We start from the raw sequence: 21,949 nt of genomic DNA, 5'->3' as shown, positions 1-21,949 counted from the left end.
GGGGGCGGATGCCGGCCCCTCCATTCCGGGGGCGCGACTCAGCTGCCAGGCCTCAGGCCGCCGCGTGCTGAATCTGCGGGCGAAGACCCCGGAACGATCCCTGGCCCAGGCCATATCGCCGGGGTTTCTGCTTGTCCAGGGGTGGCCGGGAGACCCGAGGCCCCGGGGCAGTTGAACCCGTTGATACCCAGGCTCCACCATGTGGTGCTCCCGTGGAACGCTGCAGCCAGCTCCACCCTGCTCGCCGAAATCCCCCATGTCAGCTCCGGACTTTCACCACCCCCGCCTCGCTCACCGACTTCGTCTGGGGGATCGCGGACCAGTTGCGCGGGGTCTACAAGCCGAACCAGTACGGCATGGTGGTGCTCCCGCCGACAATCCTTCGGCGCGTGGAGGAGCTCATGCCCCCATTGGGAGGCCATGCGGGAGCTGGCTAAGACGGCCTGCCGGCCACGCTGCCCAGCGTGATCGCGGACCGCACGGGCCGGCTCTTCCGTCGCACCTCGCCTTACTGTACGACCCGCGGGGCATCTTCGAGGTCCCGATCCGCCGCTTCGCCCACGGCCTCCAACGAGACCGCGGGCGAGCACATGGCGCTGCCGAAGTTGACCGTGGCAAGGCTCCTGGGCGAGACGTCACAGCCTCCAGCTGCCAGGCACCGACACCGCGTAGTTCGGCACGCTGATGGCCTCGAAATGCTTCTCAGCAGACTTGATCTTGGCGTTCTCCGTCGGCCGGCGCTTGATCTCGTCCTCCGTGCTCTTCGTCTCTCGGATCATGTACACCCGTTCTTCGCCGTCCTCGTGCTTCACGATCGCCCAGTCCGGGTTGTACGGCCCAACGGGGGTGTCGATCTTGAACTTGTCAGGCAGCTTCATGAAGAACTTGATGTCCTCGCGGCCGTCGAGCAGTTCCGCGAACTGGCGTTCTGGGTCGGAGTCGTAGACGACGTAGTCGAAGTTCGACTTGTCTGCGTTCTCCAGCTTGTACATCTGGTCGAGGAAACGCTCCTTCTCCTCTTCGCCGTCCTTGCGCAGTTCACGCAGCTCGTAGACGGAGCCGGCGATCTTCTCGTACTGAACGCCGTCGACGACGAGCTTCGCGAGCTCGGTCTGCATGAGGCGCCTGGCCATGGCAATGAAGTCGTTCGGGTTCGCGATGAACTCGTCCAGCCGGCCACTGCCGACGAGGATGTCGACAATGGTCTTGCGTGTGAGGGACGTGGCCTCCTGCAGCTCGCCGATGATGTCGGGCAGGTCGTAGCTGCCTCGGAGTTCCTGCTGACGTGACCCGAGTTCCTGACCCTTCGCGCCACCGCGGAGCACCTTCACGCCCGCGCGGGTGACCTGGATGCGTAGCGGTTCGATGTCTGGTGCCTCTTTGATCGCCTTGACCGAGTTCTCGATGATCTTGTCGCGCTCCACCTCGACGCGGTACGTGGTCCGGCGGCTGATCGTCTCCCAGAACCTCTCGAACTCCGGGTTCGCGAACAGCTCCTTGTTGAGCTTGCGCGAGTGTCGCTTGCTCTTCGGTTTGACATACGTGCCGATGCTGGCGCGGCCGACCAGCTCGACGACGAACGGCTCGGCCCACGAGAAGTCGACAGGCAAGTTGAGGCTGAAATCGAGCGTGTTCGGCTGGAATTTCGGCTGCACGACGCCGTCCTTATCGATGAACTTCTGTGCGAGCAAGTGCTCCCAGATCGACACGGAGCCCTCGTAGCCGAGGTTTTCATCGGTGAGCGACCCGTCGGGGTTCTGCAGCGGGATCTTCGAGAACTCCGCCTTGCGCACGCGGCCGATCTCGACACCCGCGTCCTTGTATTCCTTCTGGAGTGCGTCGGCGAACTGCTTGTACGACTCGTTCGCGACCACCGTCAGCGTCGCGATGCCTCGATCAGCCACACGCTCGTAGCCGCCTTCACTCTTCGTGACCGGCAGACGCAGGCCACGTCCGAGCGTCTGGCGTCGCTCCGTCTCGGCGCCCATCTCGCGCAGGGTGCAGATCTGGAAGACGTTCGGGTTGTCCCAGCCCTCGCGCAGGGCAGAGTGGCTGAACACGAACCGCGTCGGCTCGTTCTCGTCGAGCAGGCGTTCCTTCTGCTGCATGATCAGCTCGTACGCGTCATCGTCGGCCTTGGTGGTGCCGGACGTGTCCTGGAACTTGTCCGCCGCGCCCTTCTTGCCCTTGAGGACAGAGAAGTAGCCGCGACGCAGCTCGGCCGGATCCTGCGGAAGCAGTTCCTGCCACTGCGGTGACTTGGCGCGCTCCTCACGGAACAGCTCGTCGAACCACTGCACGAACTGGCCGTTTGCATCGTTGTTGTTCGAGCCGTTACCGAGGAAGCTCTCCACCTTGTCGATGAAGAACAGGCTGAGCACTTTGATGCCCTTGGCGCGCAACTGCGTTTCCTTACGCAAGTGCTCCTTGATCGTCTCGCGGATCATCTCCTTGTAGATCGCACCCGACGATCCGCCGATGCTCTCACCTTGGTACAAGTAGCCATGCAGTGTCAGGTCGACGTACGCGGGTTCGATGCTCATCTCGTTGACGCGCCAGCCGTCGTAGTTCGCGTTGTTCGTCAGGCGAGGATCGGACAGCTCCTGGTTCTGCTTGACGTTCACCACGCGCCGCTCGAGCGAACCGTCGGCCTTGCGGCAGGACAGCTCCAGCCGGGCGACCCAGCCTTTGTCGTTCTTGACCTCGACCAGCTTGATGTACGGCGTCGCGTCCGCACCTTGCTGCTGCACGTCGGCGACCACGATCTGCTTCACCAGGCCGAGGTCGTGCGCATCGACCGGATCGAGCCGGTAGACGACGTTGCGGAGCTTCTTGTGCGTCGCGCTGTAACGCAGTGTGAACACGGGGTCGAGCTCGCTCACGGCCGACTGAGAGAGCAGGGATTCCATGTTCTGCGGCTCGTCCATGATGACGACCGGATGCGTGGCCTTCAGGTAGTCGATCGGCTTGAGACCGTTCAGCTTGTCGCGCGTCTGGTGGATGATGCGTGTGTTCGCTTTGCCACGGATCGAGTCGATCGTCATGACCATGATCTGCACGTTGGTCGACGTCGCGAACGACTGCACCTCCTCGGCCGTTTTACCGCTGTAGACGGACGAGTCGAAGGTGATGTTGCGCTTCCTGTACAGATCTTCAAAGTGCGAACGCATGAGCCGGATGCTCGTGTTCACGCCCTCGCGGATCGCGACGCTCGGCACCAGGATGACGAACTTCGTGAAGTTGTACTGTGCGGCCAGCTCGAAGATGGTGCGGAGGTACACGTACGTCTTACCTGTACCCGTCTCCATCTCGATATCGAAGTCGAGCGCAGAGTCGTCGAAGAGCTTCGAGGCGACCTCGAGCCCATTCTTGTCCTGCACACGCTGCAAGTTGGCAAGCATCGTGTCGCGATCGAGCACCAGGCGATTACCGACGGCACCGACCTCCTGCGCAAGGTCGAGGTCGAGCGCGGTGTTCTCCGTCGCGTCGACAGCGGCGACCTGGCCGCGCAGCATCGTCTCCAGCTTCTCGGCGTCCCTCGGCTGACCATCGAACAGGTCGACGACGGACTTGATCGCTTCGAGCTGATAGGGCTGACTGGCGTCGAACTTGAATCCGCTACTCGCTGTGTTGTCTCCCATGATCAGGCCGTCCACAGCTCGATGCCCTTGCTCTTGCAGAGCTGAGCCAGATTGGTCTTGAGCTGGTCATCGCCTTGGAACGCATCCTCCAAGATGATCAGGCGAGCAGGGTCGGCATCGACCACGGCACGCAACTGCTCGAGCGTCGGCTTGACGTGCTCGTCCAGGTAGGCGAGCACGATGCCGTCACCCACCGAGCGCAGATTGAGGCCGGGCACATCGACAGGAGCGATCTGCTCAGTCAGCGAGTAGCCCTGCTTCAGGAGGATCTCTGAAAGGAGGTCATCGGCAGAGGCTTCGTCGGCACTGCTCGACTCGCGCAGATCGAAGAGGTGCTGTTCGAGTTCAGTCCGATCGACGTCGCTCGAGACATTCCACTTCGAGAAGTTCGTCTCCCCCAGGGCATAGGCGCGGAAACCGAAATCAAGTGGAGCTTCGCGCTGACCCAGCTTCTCCTTGTGCTCCGTTGCGATCGCTGCGCCAGCCCGCCGAATACGTTCACGCGAGATCTCGGCAATCGTGCGGTAACCCTCCGCGCGAGCAATCGACTTCTCCGGCGTTGGCTCCGGGAGCTGCACCTGGATGAAGCGGCGAGCTCCACCGTCCTTCGCATTGAGCGCCATCACGGCATGCGCGGTCGTCGCAGAGCCTGCGAAGAAGTCCAACACAAGATCGTCACCGCTCGTCACCATTTCGATGAGCGACTCAATAACATTCTCATCCTTCGGGAAGTCGAAGACGGCTCCGCCCATCAACTCGCTCAAGCGCTTCGAGGCGCCTCGCCCATCCTGATAGAAGACGCTGTATGCCGCCTCCTTGTCGGCTTCGCCAAGGTAAACCTTCAGCGTGGGGCGAGTCGACTCATCGACCCCGAACCTGATGCGATCATCGGCGAGGAGCTCTTCCATGCGCTCCGGCGCGAATGACCAACCATTCGGATGCATGTTGACCGGCTTCCCAGTAACCGGATGAAGGATGTCGTAACGCGACCTTGAAGTCGGCTGCGGCTTTCGAAGATCGCTCGGGAAGTAGATTCCGCGGCTGTCGACAGACGAATAGTGCCGATGTCGCTTACTTGGCTCCGAATCCGGCAGACCCGAGTACCACTTCTTGAGAGCCTTCTCGACTGCAACGTCGTCATCGCCGTACTGGCGTCGAAGCTTTCCGTACTGAGCTTGAATATGCTCAAGACCCTTTTTCTGAACCTGCCAGGTCACGCCAGTACTCGCCAACGCGCTCATGCTTCGCGCGTAGCACAGGATGTACTCATGTGACGACGAGATGTATTTCGAGTCGTTCTTCCGACCGGCTGCCCAGACCATCGATCCGACGAAGTTGTTCTCGCCGAACACCTCGTTCGCGACGCGCTTCAGGTTGTCCAGTTCGGAGTCGTCGATGGAGATGAAAATCGCACCATCCTCGGTCAACAGGTTCCGCGCGAGCTTGAGTCGCGGGTACATCATGTTGAGCCAGTTGGAGTGGTAGCGCCCTTCGATGTCCGCGTTGGTTGAGAGCTTCTTGCCCTCCTCATTGACCTGCTTCGTCCACTCGAGGTAGGTCGCGAGACCTTCCTTGTAGTTGTCCGGGTAGACGAAATCCTTACCCGTATTGTAAGGCGGATCGATATAGATCATCTTGATCTTGGCGTGATAGTGCTTCTGCAGGATCTTCAGCACCTCGAGGTTGTCGCCCTCGATGAATACGTTCTTCGTCGTGTCCCAGTCCTTCGAGTTCTCGAAGTCGGGGCGCAACGTCGCCGTCGTCGGCTCCTGTGCGGCACGCAGGGCGCGCTTCTTGCCCGGCCAGAACAGCCCGAAGCGCTCGCTGGTATCGGCGGTGTCGCCGTCCAGCAGCTCCTTGAGCTTCTCCACGTCCACCTTGCCGTCGGCAATGACCTCGGGCATCAGCTCGGCAAGCTGCGCTGCCAGCTCAGTCTGGAAGTTCGGGGTGGTGGATGGTGTTTCGTGGATTTCTTCGCTCATCGGGTATTTCTCTTTCCTCAGTGTAACAATTGTGATGTCTTTTGTGAACGCTGACCGTTACGCGACGATGCGCCAACGGATCGCGAACAGGTGCTCGGTGTCCTGGGTGCCCTGTAGGGATTGCTCGATCATGTCGAGCTTCTCGTCGATCTCGGCCTGCAGCTTGCGGCGTGCGTCACGGAAGTCGTCGTCGGCCTCGTCCGCCCGGCGCTCCCATTTGCGGGCCTCGCGCTTGAGCTTGAGTTGCTCCATCGGATCGTCCGTCTTCTTCGCCGCCTTGCGGGCTTCCTTCTCCTTGGCGCGGTACTCGCGAATCTTGCCTTCGTGCTCGGCCTTGCGGTCCTGCTGGTTGCGGTAGAGCAGTTCCTCCTGCTGGTCGTAGTAGCGGGAGTTGCGCCCTTGGACCTCTTTCTCCAGCTCACCGAGCCGCGCTTCGAGATGTGGCTCGACCCTGGAGATATCGACCGTGACCGGTCGCTCACCCACGCCTTGGCAGGCGAGGTCGAGGATGTCGGCGACGTATTCCTCATCCAGGTACTGGCCGTCGTCGGTCATGCCGCCGGCGAGCATGTACGACTCAGAGATGTCCTCGTCGCGTGCTCGCATCGTGAAGGTCAGTAGGTTGACCGTCAGCTCGCCACTCTTGCCCTCGAGCGCCTTGACAGCGTTGCTGACCCTCGTTGACTTACCAAGCGAGAAGGTCAGTTCGCGCTGGGGAGTCTCGTGCGCCTTGGCAGTGTCCGTAACGTGCTGCGCAAGCGGACTGGCGTAGCGATACTGGTGGGCGTTCGGGAGCGGCTTTGACTTGAAGAAGTAGCGGCCCGTCGGCGCATCGTCAGTCGGCGCGTGATTCAGCACGAACGTGCGGCCGTCGCCCTCGAACGTCGCGACATCGCGCAGTTCGTGCTGGGTGATCGCCAGCAGCAGACGCTCGAACTTGTTGAGCACGTCACCGGACTGCTCGTCATACGCCTTGAGGCGATCTTGCACGTGCGGGTCGAGGTGGTCGAAGACCTTGGCCTTGGCGCTGGCCATTTCCTTCGAAATCTCGCCCGCGAACTGATCCTCAAGTTGCTTGAACGCTGCATCGATCTCGCCGGCTGTCTTGCAGCGGGTGAGGATGTCGCTGATCCGCTTCTCGAAGTCGAGGCCATCCTCCACAGCGCCGAGCACCTCGTCGCTGGCGCCGAACACACTCGAGAACAGCTGGAACTTGTTGGTCAGCAGCTCGAGGATGCGCTGCTCGGCGATGTTGCCCTTGTTGCTGAAGTTCACTACCACGACGTTGTGCTTCTGGCCGAAGCGGTGCACGCGGCCGATGCGCTGCTCGACGCGCTGCGGGTTCCACGGCAGGTCGTAGTTGACGAGCATCGAGCAGAACTGCAGGTTGATACCTTCAGCCGCTGCCTCGGTGGCGATCATGATCGTGCCCTGCTCGCGGAAGTAGTCCACGAGCGCCTTGCGGCGATCGACAGCAGGGATGCCAGTGAGCAGGTCGCTGTCTTGGTTTGCCGTCAGCCACGCCTGGTAGATCGCCGTCTGCTCGGGCGACGTGTTCGAGCCGTTGAACAGCACGACGCCCTCGCCGCGACCAGCGTCGGCCAGCGTGCGGGCGATGTACTCCTGTGTCTTCGTCGAGTCAGTGAAGATGATCGCCTTCTCGGCGGCACCCAGCTCGCGGAGTCGCTCGAAGCCCATGTCGAGCGCTTCACCCAGCTTGACGGCCTTTTGATTGTCAGTGATCGACCGCGCCAGCGCCGCGTACTCGCGAAGCTCCTCCACCTCGGCGCGCATACGCTTGAGGGTCTCTTCGTCGAGCTGCGCACTCGATGCCGGAGCCGTCGTCTCCTCGGCTTCCTCGACGATCTCCTCCTCGAGTTCGTCACCGGTCTCGAAGTCGGCCAGGAACAGCCCGCCGCGATTGTCACGGAGCTTGCCCGCGGCCACCTCGTCCGCGAGACGGTTCGCGATGTTCTCCAGCGTGCTCGCAACGGCATACGTTGAGGAACCGAGACGCTTGCGAATGATCAGGGCAGAAAGGTGGCGCTGCGAGCCCGCGAAGGCGAACAGCTCGTCGCGCTGCAGATAGTCGTTCACCAAGTCGTACAGGCGTTCTTCATCGGGTGACGGGGTGAACTCCACTGTGATCGGCATGCGCTCGGTGAACCGGATGTACTTATTGGCGTCCTTGCGGAGCGTGCGCTTGGAGATCGCTGCCACACGTTCGACCAGATCGTCGTCGCCCGTCAGGTCGCGGTTCTTGATGTACCGCTCGCGGAACGCGTCGAGAGAGTAGAAGTAGTCTGGGTCGAAGATCGACACCAGGCCGTACAGCTCCTCGAGCTTGTTCTGCAGCGGCGTCGCCGTGAGCAGAACGGTTTTGTGCGCGCTGCGGGCGACGTGCGAAACGGCCTCGGCCATCTTCGCCTTCCCGTTCCAGTAGCTACGCAGGCGGTGCGCCTCGTCAGCCACCACCAGATCCCACGACTTCAGTAATGAGGTCTCGTGGCGGAGGGCGAACTCATACGAGCAGATGAGCACCTCAGCGGCACGAGTGTCGGTCTTCGCGAGTAGCGCGTCCTTCGACTTGGCGTCGAGGATCGAGGACGGGATGAGGAACTTCTCGTACAGCTCCTCCTTCCACTGCTGACGCAGGCTCGAGGGCGCGATGATCAAGATACGCCGCTTGCGTTCAGCCCAGTACTGCGAGATGACGATGCCCGCCTCGATCGTCTTGCCCAGGCCAACCTCGTCCGCCAGTATCACACCCGGCAGGAACGGCGTCTGGAGTGCAAAAAGTGCCGCATCGATCTGATGCGGTTTGGGTTCGACCTGCGCGTCGAACAGCAGCCCGGCCAGCTTGCCGACGTGATCGTTCGCGTAGCTGCGCTGCAGCTCGTGGGCGAAGTACTTCGCTTGGTAGTCGGAGAGAGGCATCGCCATCTTCAGCCCTCCTGGTGTAGACGGGAGAGATATGACGTGGATCGGGCGGTCGGATCGCCACTGCCGCGATCAGACAGGGCCACTGCACGCTTCACTGCGTCACGCTCCCCGCTTTTCCCTGCTTGGCCCCAGCCGGTGCGGCGGTGGTCAGGACGACGCGCCTCACGGTGTCGGCTCCCCTGACCGTTAGGCGTTCTCGCGTGATACTGCCACATAAGGATCGGCTGTGTGGTGCCGGGCACGTTCACGTCCGTGTCACTGTCTGGGCCCGCTCGCTCTGGGTCTGGCCGTGGACCCGGTTGGACCGGCGGTCTTTCCTCAGCGAGAGCCCCCGTTAAGCTCGTCACATGGTCACCGCGCGTGAAGTCACCCTTCAGGAACTCCTCGGGGGCTCCTACCAGTACACGGTCCCGCTCTATCAGCGGACGTACTCCTGGGGCCGCCCGCAGTGGCAGCGACTGTGGGAGGACGTCGTGGATGTCGCCGACCATCGGCGGGACAACCCTTCGGCAACCCACTTCATCGGCTCCCTCGTTCTCGCCGGCTTCCGGGACAACGGGCCCGGTGGCGTCCAGCGGTGGCTCGTGGTGGACGGGCAGCAGCGGCTGACGACGCTGACGCTCCTCCTCGCCGCTGTCCGCGACCACCGGGCTGAGCACGAAGGCCCCATGCACGCCGATCGGGTCAACGAGAAGTACCTGGTCAACAAGTGGGAGGACGGCGATCTCCGCTACAAGGTCCTGCCCACCCAGGCCGACCGTGGCGCCTACCGCGGACGGATCGAGCACGCCCCGGACGCTGCCGAAGGCTCCAGGATCAGCGAAGCCCACCAGTTCTTCCTGACGAAGCTGCTCGGGTTGAGCCATCCCCCTGCTGACGGTGAAGAGGAGCCGCTGACCTTGGCGGAGGTCGAGTCCGCCGTCGTTGCCGGCCTGTCGATCGTGTCCGTGACCACCGGGGAGAACGACAACGCCCACCGCATCTTCGAGTCGCTGAACAACACCGGCCTCAAGCTCACCCAGGGCGACCTGCTCAGGAACTACCTGTTCATGCAGCTGCCCACCCGGGCGGATGAGGTCTACACCACCCTGTGGCTCCCGTTGCAGAACCTGCTCTCCAATGAGGAACTGGAGACGCTGTTCTGGCTTGACCTGGTGCAACAGGATCCCAAGGTCCGCCAGACGGAGATCTACGCGGGGCAGCAGCGTCGCATGCGTGACCTGCAGGACGAGTCGCAGGTCAGGGCGGAAGTCGAGCGGTTCCTGGCGTTGGGGCGTCTCTACGACGTGATGCTCCGCCCGGAGAAGGAGCGGGACGACGCAGTGCGCTTCCGCTTGGCACGCCTGCGCGCCTGGCGCACGACGACGACGTTCCCGATCACACTGCACCTGATGGAGCGCCGGTCCTTGGGGGACATCGACTCGGACGAACTGGCCCGTGCGCTCCTCTACCTCGAGTCGTACCTGGTCCGACGCCTCGTCTTCGGCCGCTATTCCGACGGTCTCAACACCACCTTGCTCGCGGCCACGGCCGACATCCAGGGTCAGGACGACCCGGCGGATGCCCTGCACCGGTTCCTCTCCAGCGGGCGGAAGCACTTCGCCTCCGACGACCAGGTCCGCCAGGCCGTGATGACGGCACCCTTCTACACGACGGGCCGAGCGGCCCACCGAAAGCTGATTCTCCGGTGGATCGAGGAGTCCTACGGCAGCAAGGAGCCGGTGGACCTCGACAGTGCGACCATCGAGCACGTCATGCCGCAGACGCTCACGGAGGAGTGGGAGCGCGCTCTGGCCGACCAGCTTGAGGCGCACCAGGACCTTCGAGAGGTGCACACCGAGCTCCTGCACACCTTGGGCAACCTCACCCTCACCGGGTACAACAGCGAGCTGAGCAATGGGCCCTTCGCGGTCAAGCGTGCGGAGCTGGCCAAAAGCGGCATCCGCATGAACCAGGAGATCTCCGCTGAGCCGGTGTGGGGTCCCGCGCAGATCCGTGCTCGCGCCGAGCGGCTGGCGGACCGGATCGTCGGTATCTGGCCGGGACCCTCAGCAGAGGCCGCCTCCGGGGTCGCTCACACGGCCTGGCAGACGCTGTCGGATGCCGTCGCGGCCATTCCCGCCGGGTCCTGGACCTCCTACGGCGAACTGGCACGGCTGATCGGAAGCCATCCGGTCCCCGTGGGGACCTACCTCGCACGGACTGCCCTGCCGCACGCTCATCGTGTGCTGCAAGCAGGAGGCACCGTCTCTCCGTCCTTCCGGTGGCCCGACGCCCACCGCACGGACGATCCGCACGACGTCCTCGCGGCCGAAGGCGTGCGCTTCTCCGAGGACGGACGTGCCGACGGCGGCCAGCGGCTGCTGGCGGAGCAGCTCGCCGAGCTCATCGACGTCGACATCGACCTGACGGATCCCCGGTCGCTCGCGGCCCCGGGCAACGACCCTGCGCTGCGGGACCGCTGGGTCGACCGACTTCACGACCACAACGATCCCGAATCGGCCCGCGCAATGATCGAGGTCCAACGAGGCTGGGTCGAGCGCGGTGGCCGGGCGGAATTCGCGGACAATGCCGCCGGCGGTTGTTTCCTGGTCGTCCCGCGCACGTCAGCACGCGCCATCTGGCCGGTGATCATGTACCCGACGTACGGCGTCGAGGTCGTCTTCTATCACCTGGCGAAGTGGCCTCCCTTCACGGACGAGGCGCTTCTCGACGAATTCCGGGGACGTCTGAATCTCATCCCCGGGCTGGAATTCGGCCCTGAGTCTCTCCGCCGGCGCCCGAGCATCACGCCGCAGACCCTTCGGCCGGCCGCAGCGCAGGAGGCGTTCCTCGATGCGCTGGGGTGGTTCCTGCACACCGTCCAGGAGGACGACAGAAGTGCCTGACAGCCCTGCCAGGGGCAGGTCCTGACGAGCCGCACAGCCACCCCGTCCACCCCACCCAGTACGCTCGCCCCATGAAGATCGGTCTCCGCAAGCCCAGCCTGAAGAAGTCCATCAAGGCCCGCACCACGGGCCGCGCCAAGCGTGCGATCAGGCGCAAGGTCATCCCCGGCTACGGCCGCAAGGGGATGGGCTGGCTGCGCGATCCGAAGCGCGCCGCCTACAACGCCGTCTACCGGCGCACCACGGTCGGCCTGGGTGACGTCCTGAAGATGTTCAAGTGACCTCCACGCCCTCGCGCGCCTGACCGGGGTCGGCCCGGTGGAGGCGCGCCGCCGGCCTGGCCACTGACGGCCCGGGCCGCGGCCCGCCCCTCACCGGCCCGCGAACGCCTCCACCCGCCGCACGGCCTCCGGGTGTTCGGACGCCGCCGCGATCGACGCCGCCTCCTGCCGCACGTGCGCGCGCAGCGCCTCGACGTCGGCCCCGCGCGCCAGCGCCTTCGTCGGCCCGTAGGTGTGCGCCGGACCGGCCACCAGCTCGTCCTCGAGCTCCGCCAGACGTGCCGCGAATGCGTCGCCGGCCACCGCCTCGGTCGCCAGGCCCCACTCCACGGCCTCGGTCCCGGTCAGGCGCCGACCGCCGAGGAGCAGCTGCGTCGCGCGCACCGGCCCGAGCACCCGCGGCAGCCAATAGGACACGCCCGTGTCCGGCGTCATCCCGAGCGCGGAGAACGCCGTCACCAGCTGCGCATCCTCGCGCACCAGCACGACGTCGGCGCCCAGCATGAGCCCGAGCCCCGCCCCGGCGGCCGTCCCATTGACGCCGGCCAGCACCAGCAGGCGAGAGCCCGTCAGCGCCACCGCGACCTCGCCCGCCGCCTCGCCGAGCTCCTGGATCATCGCGCGCCGCTCCGGCCCGGCAGGCGCGGCAGCCATGGCCTGGACGTCCCCGCCGCCGCAGAAGATCCGCCCGGCGCCGGTCAGCGTGAGCACGTGCACGGAGTCGTCCGCCTCGGCCGCGGCGATCGCCGCGAGCACCTCGCGCGCCATCGTCAGTCCGAGCGCGTTGCCCTTCGCGGGCCGGTTCAGCGTCAGCCGCACGACGCCGGGCCGCGTCTCGACGAGGACGGCGGGGGCGTCGTCGGAGGAAGAAGGGGTGGGTGCGGTGCTCATGTCAGCTCCTGGGGTTGGCGGGTGCGGTGCGCGGGTGCCGGCCGCGAGGACGGCCGGCCGGGCATGGGGTGGGTGCGCGATCCGAAGCGCGCCGCCTACAACGCGGTCTACAAGCGCACCACGTTCAGCGTCTGGGACCTGTTCCGCTGAGTCTGTTCCTCACGCGGGCTGGTCCGCCTCGTCCTCGTCATGCTCCTCCACGCTGCGGATCAGGGCCCGCAGGAACGCGGCCGCGCCGGCGAGCTCGACCGGGGTGAGGCCCTCCACCGCGGCGAGCATACTGCGGTGCATGGCGCCCAGGGTGGCGCGGACCTCGTGGTCCGTCTTGGCCGTCGGCTCCACCACCACGGATCGGCGGTCCTGTGGGTGGGGCGCCCGTCGGGCGTAGCCGTCTCGGACCAGTCGGTCCACCAGGGCGCTGGCGGAGGCCGGGGTGATCTCCAGGGCGCTGGCCAGATCCCGCTGACGGACCTTGTGGCCGCGTCGGTCGGCCCGCAGCAGGTAACGCAGGGCTGACAGGTGGGTCTCTCCCATCCCCATGCTGTCCCGGGTGCGGGCGCGCATGCGCCGTTCGGCCTCCCGGTAGCGTCGCAGCAGGTTGAGCACGTCCACAGGTTCGATCTCACGGGCGCCGCGGGTGTACCAGTAGCCCGACGTCGGTTCGCCATCCGTGCTGGTCAGCGTGGTGTGCTCCTCACCCATGCGCTCTTGAACCTCCCTGTTCACGTCACCCCGAAAATTTGGTTAGTCTTCCTAACGCATAGTTAGACTAACATTTTCCAGGTCACGGCGATCTCTGTGAGGGGGCGCCCGGGCCGCGGCGAGAGGAATGTCATGACAGCAACGCTGGAGGCCCCCCAGGCCATGGGGCGGACCCTGTCCGCCGTCCCGCCCATACTCGAGTCCCCGGCGCCGCAGCCCGCCGCCTTCCGTGAGCGCTGCGCCCGCCTGGCCATGAGTGCCGCGCGGGCCGTCACCGTGTTCCCCGAGGTCGCTGAGGCCAGGTTCGCCATCACCGGCACCCCCTCCGCCCCCGCGCTGGAGGTGGACTGCATCCTGCGGGACGGAGAGGACACCGCGGCGGTCATCGAGACCATCGCGGTGCACCTCGTCGAGGACCTCGAGGAGCTGCTCGGCGCACGGTTCCACGAACGTCGGCTGGAGCTGGTCGTGGACCGCAGCCTGCCCCGGGTGGGCGTGGGGGTCGTCTCCGCGCCCTGAGGGAGGCGCTCACGCGAACGCGCTCATCCCGGTCAGGTCCCGGCCGAGGATCAACGCCTGCACGGACTCGGTGCCCTCGTAGGTGTGCAGCGCCTCGACGTCGGCGAAGTGCCGCATCACCCGGTGCTCGAGGAGGATGCCGTTGCCGCCGAGCATGTCGCGGGCGATCTGCGCCACCCGCCGCGCGCCCCGCGTGCAGGCGTACTTCAGCAGGGACGCCTGCTCGTCGCGCAGCCGCCCCGCCGCCTGCAGGCGGGCCACGGCCACGCAGCGGGTCTGCATCGCGGTCACCTCGTCCAGCATCTGCGCGAGCCGTTCCTGCACCATCTGGTGCGCCCCCAGCGGCTTGCCGAACTGCTCGCGCTGCCGGGCGTACGCGAGTGCGGCCTCGAACATGGCGGTCGCGTGGCCCAGCGCGGACCAGCCCACGTTCACGCGGGTGGCCACCAGCACGCGCGCGGCGTCCTTGAACGTCGCCACGCCCGGCAGCCGCGCGTCGTCGCCGACCCGCACGTCGGTCAGCGTGATCTCCGCCTGGTGGATGGCCCGCAGCGCGCCCTTGCCCGTGATCACCTCGGCCTCGTAGCCGGGCGTGGACTGCTCCACCACGAACCCCTTGACCTGGCCGTCCTCGGTGTCGCGCGCCCACACGATCGTGATGCCCCCGGCGGCCCCGTTGCCGATCCACTTCTTGGCGCCGTTCAGCACCCAGCCGCCGGCGCCGTCGGGCCGCGCGGACGTCTCGAGGGACACCGAGTCCGAACCGTGCAGCGGCTCCGTGAGCGCGAACCCGCCCGGCAGCGTGCCGCGCGCCACCGGCTCGAGGTACCGCTCCTTCTGCTCCGGGCTCGCGCAGTGCACCAGGGCGCGCAGCACGAGCCCGCCCTGCACCGCCGCCGCGGCCGCCATCGACCCGTCCGCGCGGGAGATCTCCATCGCCACCAGGCCCGCGGCCAACGGGGACATCACCGCGTGCCCCGGCACCTCCAGCCCGTCGGTGAGCAGGTCGAGCTCGCCCGCCCGCGCCACCAGGTCCAACGGGTACTCCGCCCGGTCCCAGTGCCCGTCGATCCGCTCGAGCACCTCCCGGCCGTAGGCACGGGCGCGGTCCCAGTGCGCGCGGTCCTCGTCCGTCGCCTCCCCGAACGCGTCCAGGTAGTCGACGTCCAGGGGCGTGACGACGTCGTAGGTCGGCTTCTGCGTGCGCGTCACCGGGCCTCCTGCGTCCGCTCGGCGCGCAGCGCGCGCTTGAGGAGCTTGCCCGACTGGTTCCGCGGCAGCTCCGCCACGAAGTCCACGCGCTTGGGCACCTTGAAGCCCGCCAGCCGCTCCTTCACGTGGGCGCGCACGGTCTCCGCGGTCAGCTCGGCGCCCTCCTTGAGCACGACGACGGCGGTCACCGCCTCGATCCAGCGCTCGTCCGGCAGGCCGATGACGGCGACCTCGGCCACCTCGTCGAGCTCGTAGATCGCGTCCTCGACCTCCCGCGGGGCGACCAGCACGCCGCCCGTGTTGATGACGTCCTTGATGCGGTCCACCACCTGGATGTAGCCGGCCGCGTCCTGGGTGACCTGGTCGCCGGAGCGGAACCAGCCGTCGTCGGTGAACGCGTCCGCGGTGGCGTCCGGGCGGTTCCAGTAGCCGGAGAGCAGCTGCGGCGAGCGGTACTGGATCTCGCCGGGCTCGCCGGGCGCGGCGGGGGCGCCGTCGGCCGTCATCACCCGCGCCTCCACGTGGAACACGGGGCGGCCGCATGAGGCCGGCCGCGCGTCGTGCTCCTCGGGGCGCAGCACGGTGCACAGGGGGCCCAGCTCGGACTGGCCGAAGCAGTTGTAGAAGCCGATGCCCGGCTGGCTCTGACGGAGGCGCTGCAGCACGGTCACCGGCATGATCGAGGCCCCGTACTGGGCCTTGTGCAGCGAGGAGAGGTCGCGCGTGGCCAGGTCCGGATGGTTCGCCAGCGGCACCCAGACGGTGGGCGCCAGGAACAGGGAGCCGATGTGCTCGGTCTCCACGAGCTCGAGCATCCGGGGGATGTCCGGGGCGGCGAGCAGTCGCACCGTGGCGCCGAGGCTCAGGTAGGGGAGCAGGAACACGTGCATCGCGGCCGAGTGGTACAGCGGCATGGCCACCAGGGGGCGGTCCTCGGCCGTGAAGTCCAGCGCGATGATCGAGGAGAGGTACTCCGCCACGAGCGCCCGGTGGGACATCATGGCGCCCTTGGGGGTGGAGGTGGTGCCGGAGGTGTAGAGCAGCTGGGCCAGGTCGGTGGCCGACACCTCCGCCTCCGGGGCGGCGGCGTCCAACGTCTCGTCCCGGGCGGTCTCCAGCACGGAGGGCTCGGCGTGGCCGGCGGGGAGCATGGTCCACACGTGCCGCAGAGCCGACGCGCGGCCCTCGGCCCGGACCTGGTCGACGCGCTCGAGCATGCCGGCGTCGGCCACCAGCAGCTCCGCGCCGGAGTCCTCGAGGGCGTGCGCGAGCTCGCCGCCCTTGAGCGCGAAGTTCACGGGCACGTGCACGTAGCCGGCCGTGACGCAGGCCAGGAAGAGCAGCGCGTAGGCGTCCGAGTTGGTGGCGTAGGCGGCCACCCGGGTGCCGGCCGGCAGGCCGGTGTCCTGGAGGCGGCGGGCCACGCGGTGCGCTCCGTCGCGGAGCTGGGCGTAGGTCCAGTCGCGGTCCTCGAAGCGCAGGGCGACGGCTTGCGGGGAGCGGGCGACCGCGCGTGCGAACACGCGGCCGATCGTGTCCTCCGGGGCGGGGGAGGGGTGGGCGGCGGTGTCGGTGGGGTGGGTGATCTGGCCTCGCATGGGAACCTCCGGGGGACGGGTCAGAGACGTTCGATCACGGTGACGTTGGCCTGGCCGCCGCCCTCGCACATGGTCTGCAGGCCGTAGCGGCCGCCGCTGCGCTCGAGCTCGTGCAGCAGCGAGGTCATCAGGCGGGCGCCGGTGGCGCCGATGGGGTGGCCCAGGGCGATCGCCCCGCCGTTGACGTTGACCTTCGCCGGGTCCGCGCCGGTCTCGGTCAGCCAGGCCAGCACGACGGCGGCGAACGCCTCGTTGATCTCCACGAGGTCCATGTCGTCGATGGTCAGGCCCATGCGGTCGAGCGCGTACGCCGTCGCCGGGATCGGGGCGGAGAGCATCATGACGGGGTCGGCGCCGCGGGCGGAGAGGTGGTGGATGCGGGCTCGCGGGGTGAGGCCGTGGCGGCGCACGGCCTCCTCGGAGGCGAGCAGGAGGGCGGCCGCGCCGTCGGACATCTGGGACGCGGTGGCCGCGGTGTGCAGCCCGCCGGGGACGATCGGGTCGAGCGAGGCGATCTTCGCGGCGTCCGGGGTGCGGGGGCCCTCGTCCGCGGTGAGGCCAGCGAGGGGCAGGATCTCGCGGTCGAAGCGACCGTCGGCCTGGGCGGCGAGCGCGCGCTCGTGGGAGCGCACCGCGAACTCCTCCAGGGTGTCCCGGTCCAGGTTCCAGTGCCGGGCCATCATCTCGGCCCCGCGGAATTGGGAGATCTCCTCGTCCCCGTAGCGGGCGGCCCAGGACTCGGAGCCGGTGAACGGGTCGGGGAAGCCGAGATCGCGGGCGGCCGTGTTGGACCGGGAGAGCGGGATCGCGGACATGGACTGCACGCCACCGGCGACGACGAGGTCCGCCGTCCCGCTCATGATGGCCTGCGCGGCGTAGTGGACCGCCTGCTGGCCGGAGCCGCACTGGCGTTCGACCGTGGTGCCGGGGACGTCCTCGGAGAGCCCGGCCGCGAGCCAGGCGTTGCGCGCCACGTCCATGGCCTGTGGGCCGAGCTGGTCGATGCAGCCGAGGATGACCTCGTCGTACTCGGCCGAGTCGATGTCCTGGCGGGCGACGAGCTCGCGCAGCGGCGCGGCCGCCAGATCGAGGGGATGTACGCCGGCGAGCCCCTTCCCTCGGCGACCCACGGGGGTGCGGACGGCGTCGATGATGTAGGCCTCGGGCATGGGGGCTCCTCCGGACGGCGGGGACGTGACGCCGATCACGCTATTGCTTGGACATCCAACGATCAAGAGTGTGACGGGATCCGTTGCGGCGGCCTGGAGGAGCGCCGTTTCGTCAACGAAAGCGGCTCGGGGCGCGCCGTTTCGGCCACGAAAGCGCTGGGGCGGGCGTCGCCTCGCCCTGGTCAGGACCCCCTGCCCCGGGCCTACCGTGAGGGCCAGCGGCACGCACCCGTGCCGCTGAGACGAGAGGAGCCGGCCATGGCCACCCCGCACACCCCCGACCCCCAGGACGCCCGGCGCGCACGCGAGGCGACGGACGAGACCTCCGGCGTCGCGTTCGACGGCGACACGCCCCCAGCCGAGGGCGCAGGCGTCGGCCCGAGCAACCCGGGCATGGACGTGGAGCAGACCGGCGAGCGCTCGGCCGGCAAGATCGTGCTCGGGCTGATCATCGCCCTCGTGGTCATCGGCGTCCTGGTGTTCATCCTGGGCCGCGTCGCCGGCCTCGGCTGAGCCGCGGCGCAGACGCCTCGAGCACGCCACCGGCCCATCGCGACCACGGGGCGGGCACCGATCCGTCGGTGCCCGCCCCGTGGTCGTGTCCGCTCCGCGGTGATGCCGCTCAGCTGCGACGCCGCGCCGTCGCAGCGGTCAGAAGCCGCCGCCCACGGTCCGGCGGCCACCCGCCGTGCGTCGGCCGGCGGCACCGGACCGGCCGCGGGAGGCGAGGGCCCCGCCGAGCAGCCCGCCCAGCAGGCCGGTGCCGAGGCCGCCCGTGGACCGGGCCGAGGGTCCGAAGCCGCCGCGGTACGCACCGGAGCTGCGCCCGCGCGTCGTGCCCCCGGCGCCGCGGCGCGAGAGCTCACGCAGCGCCAGACCGCCGAGCGTGCCCAGGAGGGCACCGCCCAGGCCGCTGGACCGGCGTCCCTGAGAGCGGGCCTGCCGGCCGAAGCCGGGGGACCGGCCGATGTGCGCACCGATGGTGGGTCGGCTGGAGCGGCGGCCACCGCCGCCGAGAGTGCGGGTGAGGCTGGAGAGGATGCCCATGGTGTCCTCCTCGGACGTCGTGCCGGCCACTCGTGCGTGGCCGGTCGGGTGCGCCTCAACCTAGGCGTCGACCCCCGCACGGTGTCCAGACCGGGCCTCCTCATGCATCGAGGCGGGATATCCACCCCACGGCCGCCCGCGGCAGCCAGATGGGGTCGATATCCCGCCTCGAAACGCGCGGGCGGGGGCGTCAGTCCTGGAGCGGGGAGGTCTTCGGCTCGTCCCGCCACAGGGCCACGTTCCGTGCCTCGGGCAGGTCGGAGAGGTGGAAGCCCGGATCCATGCCCGCCTTGAGCTTGCGCTCGTAGTCCCGGAGCAGCTTCACGGCCAGTCCGCCCAGCGGGATGATCGCCACGAGGTTGATGGTCGCCATGAGGGCCGCGAACGTGTCCGCGAGGTTCCACACCAGCGCCACGGAGCCGAGCGCGCCGCCGACCACGCACACCAGCACGAGCACGCGGAACACGGTGATGGCCGGACCCGCGTGGCGGCCGGCCAGGTACCGGATGTTGGCCTCGCCGTAGTAGGTGTTGCCCAGCACGGAGGACCAGGCCAGGAAGAAGATGATGACGGTCAGCGCCGGGCCGGCCCACGCGCCCACGGCCTGCTGGAGCGCACCCTGGGTCACCTGCATGCCGAGCGCCTCCCCGCGTCCGTAGGCCGGGTTGGAGAGCAGGATGACGAACGCGGTGGCCGAGCACACGATCAGGGTGTCGAAGTAGACGCCCAGGGACTGCACGAAGCCCTGCTTGGCCGGGTGGGAGACGGCCGCGGTGGCGGCGGCGTTCGGGGCGGAGCCCATGCCGGCCTCGTTGGAGAACATGCCGCGGCGCACGCCCTGCATCACCATCGTCATGCCGACGGCGGCGCCCGCGACCTCGCGCAGGCCGAAGGCGTGGCCCACGATCAGCGCGATCATGCCCGGGACCTCGGTGATGTTGACGACCATCACGATCAGGGCCAGGAAGATGTAGAACGTGGCCATCACGGGGACCAGCACGTTGGTCACGGCCGAGAGCCGGCGCACGCCGCCGAAGATCACGAGGCCGGTGAGGGCGGCCAGGCCCAGGCCCACGATCCACGCGGTGGTGGAGGACGCGCCCCAGTTGGCCTGCACGGACTCGGAGATCGAGTTGGACTGCACGGCGTTGAACACGAAGCCGTAGGTCACGGTGATGGCGACGGCGAACACGGCCGCCAGCCACTTCGCGCCCAGACCGTCGCGGATGTAGTACGCGGGCCCGCCGAAGTAGCCGTCCGCGCCCTTCTGCTTGTACAGCTGGGCCAGCGTGGACTCGACGAACGCGGTGGCGCCGCCGATGATCGCCAGCAGCCACATCCAGAACACGGCGCCCGGGCCGCCGATCACGATCGCGATCGCCACGCCGGCCACGTTGCCGGTGCCCACGCGCGAGGCCGCCGAGATGGTGAAGGCGCGGAACGGGCTCACGCCGTCGTTCTCGAATCCGGTCTGGGACTTGGCCGTCACCGACCGCAGCATCTCCGGGAGCATGCGCACCTGCACGCCCACGGTCCGGATGGTGAACCACACCCCGGCCACGAAGAGCAGCGCCATCACGACGTACCAGTACTTGTCGTTGAGGGCCGTGATGGCCGCTGTGATCTGTTCCACTGTCGCTTCCACAGCCCCACCTTAGAGGCTGGGGCGGAGGACGGGGAATCGGGGGCCGGGGTCAGCCGGCGGCGTCGTCCTCGACGCGGAGCTGGATCAGCTGCCCCATCCGCTCGGGCAGGTCCCCCTCGGGGGTGCCGACGCTGGCGTGGCGGGCGGCGGCCCGGGCGAGGTCGTCGGCGAGTTCGTTGCCGTGCACCCCCACGTGGCCCTTGACCCACGTGGTGTCCACCTGGACGTCCGCGGCCTGCGCCAGGTCGACGGCGGCCAGCAGGCGCCGCAGGGTGCGGCGGATGCGCTCGCCCCGGGCGCCGCCGAGGGTGAGCCGCTCGCGGCGGGCGGCGTTGAGCAGGGCCAGCGCGGCGCGCGAGTCCGAGTGGATGGTGACCCGGCCGCCGGGGGTGCCCGCCCACGCGCAGATCACGTGCCCCAGCACGAGCGCCTCGAGTTCCACCTCGAGCGGCATCGTGGCCCCGGCCACGGCCTGCACGGCCCACATGCTCGGCCCGGCGACGGCGGCCGCCCCGCCGATGCGGGAGCCGCGCAGCACGGAGCCGTCCACGTACACGTCCGTCACGTCAGCCTCGTCCGCGAACGTGAGGCTGTGGGTCACCCCGGGCAGGTTGCGGCGCAGGAAGCGGTCCGTGCGGCGGCGGGAGAGGAAGACGCCGGAGGAGCGGCGCAGCGCGTCCTCCTCCTCCTGGGCGGCCTCGATGGCCTCGAGCGGGATCCGGGCCGCGCCCGTCTGGGCGACCGTCTCCGGGTCCACGTCCGGCAGCAGGTAGCTGGAGCGCTGCGTGCCCACGGGGGACTCGTCGAGCCGGTAGGAGACCACGCGCGTGTCCACGGGGGCGAGGACCTCGAGCAGGGAGAGCAGCTCGGCGTCCCGGTCCGAGCGCAGCCGCACGATCACCGGGCGCTCCGGCGGCAGGTCGACGGTGACGGTGGACCAGAAGGCGCTCAGATGCGCCGTCCCGACCATCCCGGTGTAGACGTGGCCGCGGACGTCGTCGCCGAGCTCGCGCAGCTCGAGCTCGCGGGCCACGTAGACGATGCCCCCCGTCGTCGGATGCAGGTCCAGGCGGAGGGCGGGGCCGTGGTCCACGCCGGGCAGCATGGCCAGCGGGCTGGCCACCACGCGGACGCCGTCCCGGCGGATCCGGGTGCGCGGCGGGGAGGGGCGGGGGACGACGGGGCCGGTGCGCGTGAGGTCGACGCCGTTCCGGTCCCGCGGGGTGCCCCGAGGCCGGCGGGCACGGACCACGCGCAGCGGGCGGTGCTGCTCCTCCGCCTTGGCGCCCGGGCCACGGAAGTCCCAGCCCACGTCGACGAGCGCCGCGGGGTGTGCGGGCTCGACGTCGTGATGCAGCGTCCGGTCCACGACCGTCCGCGGGTGGTTGATCCGTGCTCCCATGGCTTCGCCGGCTGTGTCGAAGGGGACCG

The 21,949-nt window shown here is 68.2% G+C and carries 17 protein-coding genes; 6 read left to right on the top strand and 11 right to left on the bottom strand.

What is annotated here, in order from left to right:
- Window positions 1-212 precede the first annotated feature (212 nt).
- Window positions 213-437 (top strand): type I restriction-modification system subunit M N-terminal domain-containing protein, encoded by a 225-nt coding sequence (locus G6R13_RS12430; RefSeq protein WP_123244038.1) that lies wholly within the window; start codon window positions 213-215, stop codon window positions 435-437.
- 198 nt (window positions 438-635) lie between these two features.
- On the opposite strand, the gene G6R13_RS03310 is transcribed toward G6R13_RS12430, so the two are convergent.
- From G6R13_RS03310 to G6R13_RS03300, 3 genes are read right to left on the bottom strand one after another with little or no spacing between them, the layout of a single operon-like run.
- A complete protein-coding gene (locus G6R13_RS03310) occupies window positions 636-3,656 on the bottom strand; it encodes a DEAD/DEAH box helicase family protein (RefSeq protein WP_240335701.1) in 3,021 nt (1,006 codons plus the stop codon).
- Entirely contained in the window at window positions 3,644-5,623 is a 1,980-nt protein-coding gene (locus G6R13_RS03305) for a site-specific DNA-methyltransferase (protein WP_123244037.1), read from the bottom strand. Before G6R13_RS03305 ends, G6R13_RS03310 begins: the two co-directional genes overlap by 13 nt.
- Window positions 5,624-5,680: 57 nt before the next feature.
- Window positions 5,681-8,566 carry an SNF2-related protein gene (locus G6R13_RS03300; RefSeq protein ID WP_163721047.1) on the bottom strand — a complete coding sequence of 962 codons (2,886 nt, stop codon included), beginning with the start codon at window positions 8,564-8,566 and terminating at the stop codon, window positions 5,681-5,683.
- 347 nt (window positions 8,567-8,913) lie between these two features.
- Between G6R13_RS03300 and G6R13_RS03295 the strand changes: the two genes are divergently transcribed.
- Window positions 8,914-11,454 (top strand): DUF262 domain-containing protein, encoded by a 2,541-nt coding sequence (locus tag G6R13_RS03295; RefSeq protein ID WP_123244035.1) that lies wholly within the window; start codon window positions 8,914-8,916, stop codon window positions 11,452-11,454.
- A gap of 71 nt (window positions 11,455-11,525) precedes the next feature.
- The gene (locus G6R13_RS03290) at window positions 11,526-11,735 is read left to right on the top strand and encodes a hypothetical protein (protein ID WP_123244034.1); all 210 of its coding nucleotides are present in this window, start codon (window positions 11,526-11,528) and stop codon (window positions 11,733-11,735) included.
- Window positions 11,736-11,825: 90 nt separating this feature from the next.
- On the opposite strand, the gene G6R13_RS03285 is transcribed toward G6R13_RS03290, so the two are convergent.
- Entirely contained in the window at window positions 11,826-12,626 is an 801-nt protein-coding gene (locus tag G6R13_RS03285; RefSeq protein WP_163721045.1) for an enoyl-CoA hydratase/isomerase family protein, read from the bottom strand.
- A gap of 21 nt (window positions 12,627-12,647) precedes the next feature.
- Between G6R13_RS03285 and G6R13_RS12425 the strand changes: the two genes are divergently transcribed.
- Window positions 12,648-12,776, top strand: coding sequence for a hypothetical protein (locus tag G6R13_RS12425; RefSeq protein ID WP_275898395.1), 129 nt, complete (start codon window positions 12,648-12,650; stop codon window positions 12,774-12,776).
- Between the two features lie 9 nt (window positions 12,777-12,785).
- On the opposite strand, the gene G6R13_RS03280 is transcribed toward G6R13_RS12425, so the two are convergent.
- Window positions 12,786-13,328, bottom strand: coding sequence for a MarR family transcriptional regulator (locus G6R13_RS03280; RefSeq protein ID WP_163721043.1), 543 nt, complete (start codon window positions 13,326-13,328; stop codon window positions 12,786-12,788).
- A gap of 132 nt (window positions 13,329-13,460) precedes the next feature.
- Here G6R13_RS03280 and G6R13_RS03275 point away from each other — a divergent pair, with 132 nt between their 5' ends.
- Window positions 13,461-13,847 carry a hypothetical protein gene (locus G6R13_RS03275; RefSeq protein WP_163721041.1) on the top strand — a complete coding sequence of 129 codons (387 nt, stop codon included), beginning with the start codon at window positions 13,461-13,463 and terminating at the stop codon, window positions 13,845-13,847.
- 9 nt (window positions 13,848-13,856) lie between these two features.
- On the opposite strand, the gene G6R13_RS03270 is transcribed toward G6R13_RS03275, so the two are convergent.
- The 3 genes from G6R13_RS03270 to G6R13_RS03260 are packed head-to-tail and all read right to left on the bottom strand — an operon-like array spanning window position 13,857 to window position 17,826.
- Entirely contained in the window at window positions 13,857-15,059 is a 1,203-nt protein-coding gene (locus G6R13_RS03270) for an acyl-CoA dehydrogenase family protein (RefSeq protein WP_163721039.1), read from the bottom strand.
- Window positions 15,056-16,657, bottom strand: coding sequence for a fatty acyl-CoA synthetase (locus G6R13_RS03265; protein ID WP_134415894.1), 1,602 nt, complete (start codon window positions 16,655-16,657; stop codon window positions 15,056-15,058). Before G6R13_RS03265 ends, G6R13_RS03270 begins: the two co-directional genes overlap by 4 nt.
- Window positions 16,658-16,677: 20 nt before the next feature.
- The gene (locus G6R13_RS03260) at window positions 16,678-17,826 is read right to left on the bottom strand and encodes an acetyl-CoA C-acetyltransferase (RefSeq protein WP_134415892.1); all 1,149 of its coding nucleotides are present in this window, start codon (window positions 17,824-17,826) and stop codon (window positions 16,678-16,680) included.
- 258 nt (window positions 17,827-18,084) lie between these two features.
- On the opposite strand from G6R13_RS03260, the gene G6R13_RS03255 reads away from it, so the two are divergent.
- Window positions 18,085-18,339, top strand: a complete 255-nt coding sequence (locus G6R13_RS03255; RefSeq protein ID WP_095346987.1) for a DUF6480 family protein — start codon at window positions 18,085-18,087, stop codon at window positions 18,337-18,339.
- 138 nt (window positions 18,340-18,477) lie between these two features.
- Here the strand turns inward: G6R13_RS03255 and G6R13_RS03250 are convergent, their stop codons facing one another.
- The 3 genes from G6R13_RS03250 to G6R13_RS03240 all read right to left on the bottom strand — a co-directional run bounded on the left by G6R13_RS03250 (window position 18,478) and on the right by G6R13_RS03240 (window position 21,920).
- A complete protein-coding gene (locus tag G6R13_RS03250) occupies window positions 18,478-18,873 on the bottom strand; it encodes a hypothetical protein (protein ID WP_063188917.1) in 396 nt (131 codons plus the stop codon).
- Between the two features lie 190 nt (window positions 18,874-19,063).
- Window positions 19,064-20,506 (bottom strand): alanine/glycine:cation symporter family protein, encoded by a 1,443-nt coding sequence (locus tag G6R13_RS03245; protein WP_163721037.1) that lies wholly within the window; start codon window positions 20,504-20,506, stop codon window positions 19,064-19,066.
- 61 nt (window positions 20,507-20,567) lie between these two features.
- Window positions 20,568-21,920 carry an RNase H family protein gene (locus tag G6R13_RS03240; RefSeq protein ID WP_113913859.1) on the bottom strand — a complete coding sequence of 451 codons (1,353 nt, stop codon included), beginning with the start codon at window positions 21,918-21,920 and terminating at the stop codon, window positions 20,568-20,570.
- Window positions 21,921-21,949: the final 29 nt, after the last annotated feature.

Origin of the sequence: Micrococcus sp. Alg238-R198 (genome assembly GCF_900537135.1) — a bacterium.
GTDB lineage: Bacteria > Actinomycetota > Actinomycetes > Actinomycetales > Micrococcaceae > Micrococcus > Micrococcus luteus.
The sequence above is the reverse complement of the archived record's forward strand: the minus strand, read 5'-3'. Positions and strand labels throughout refer to the sequence as shown.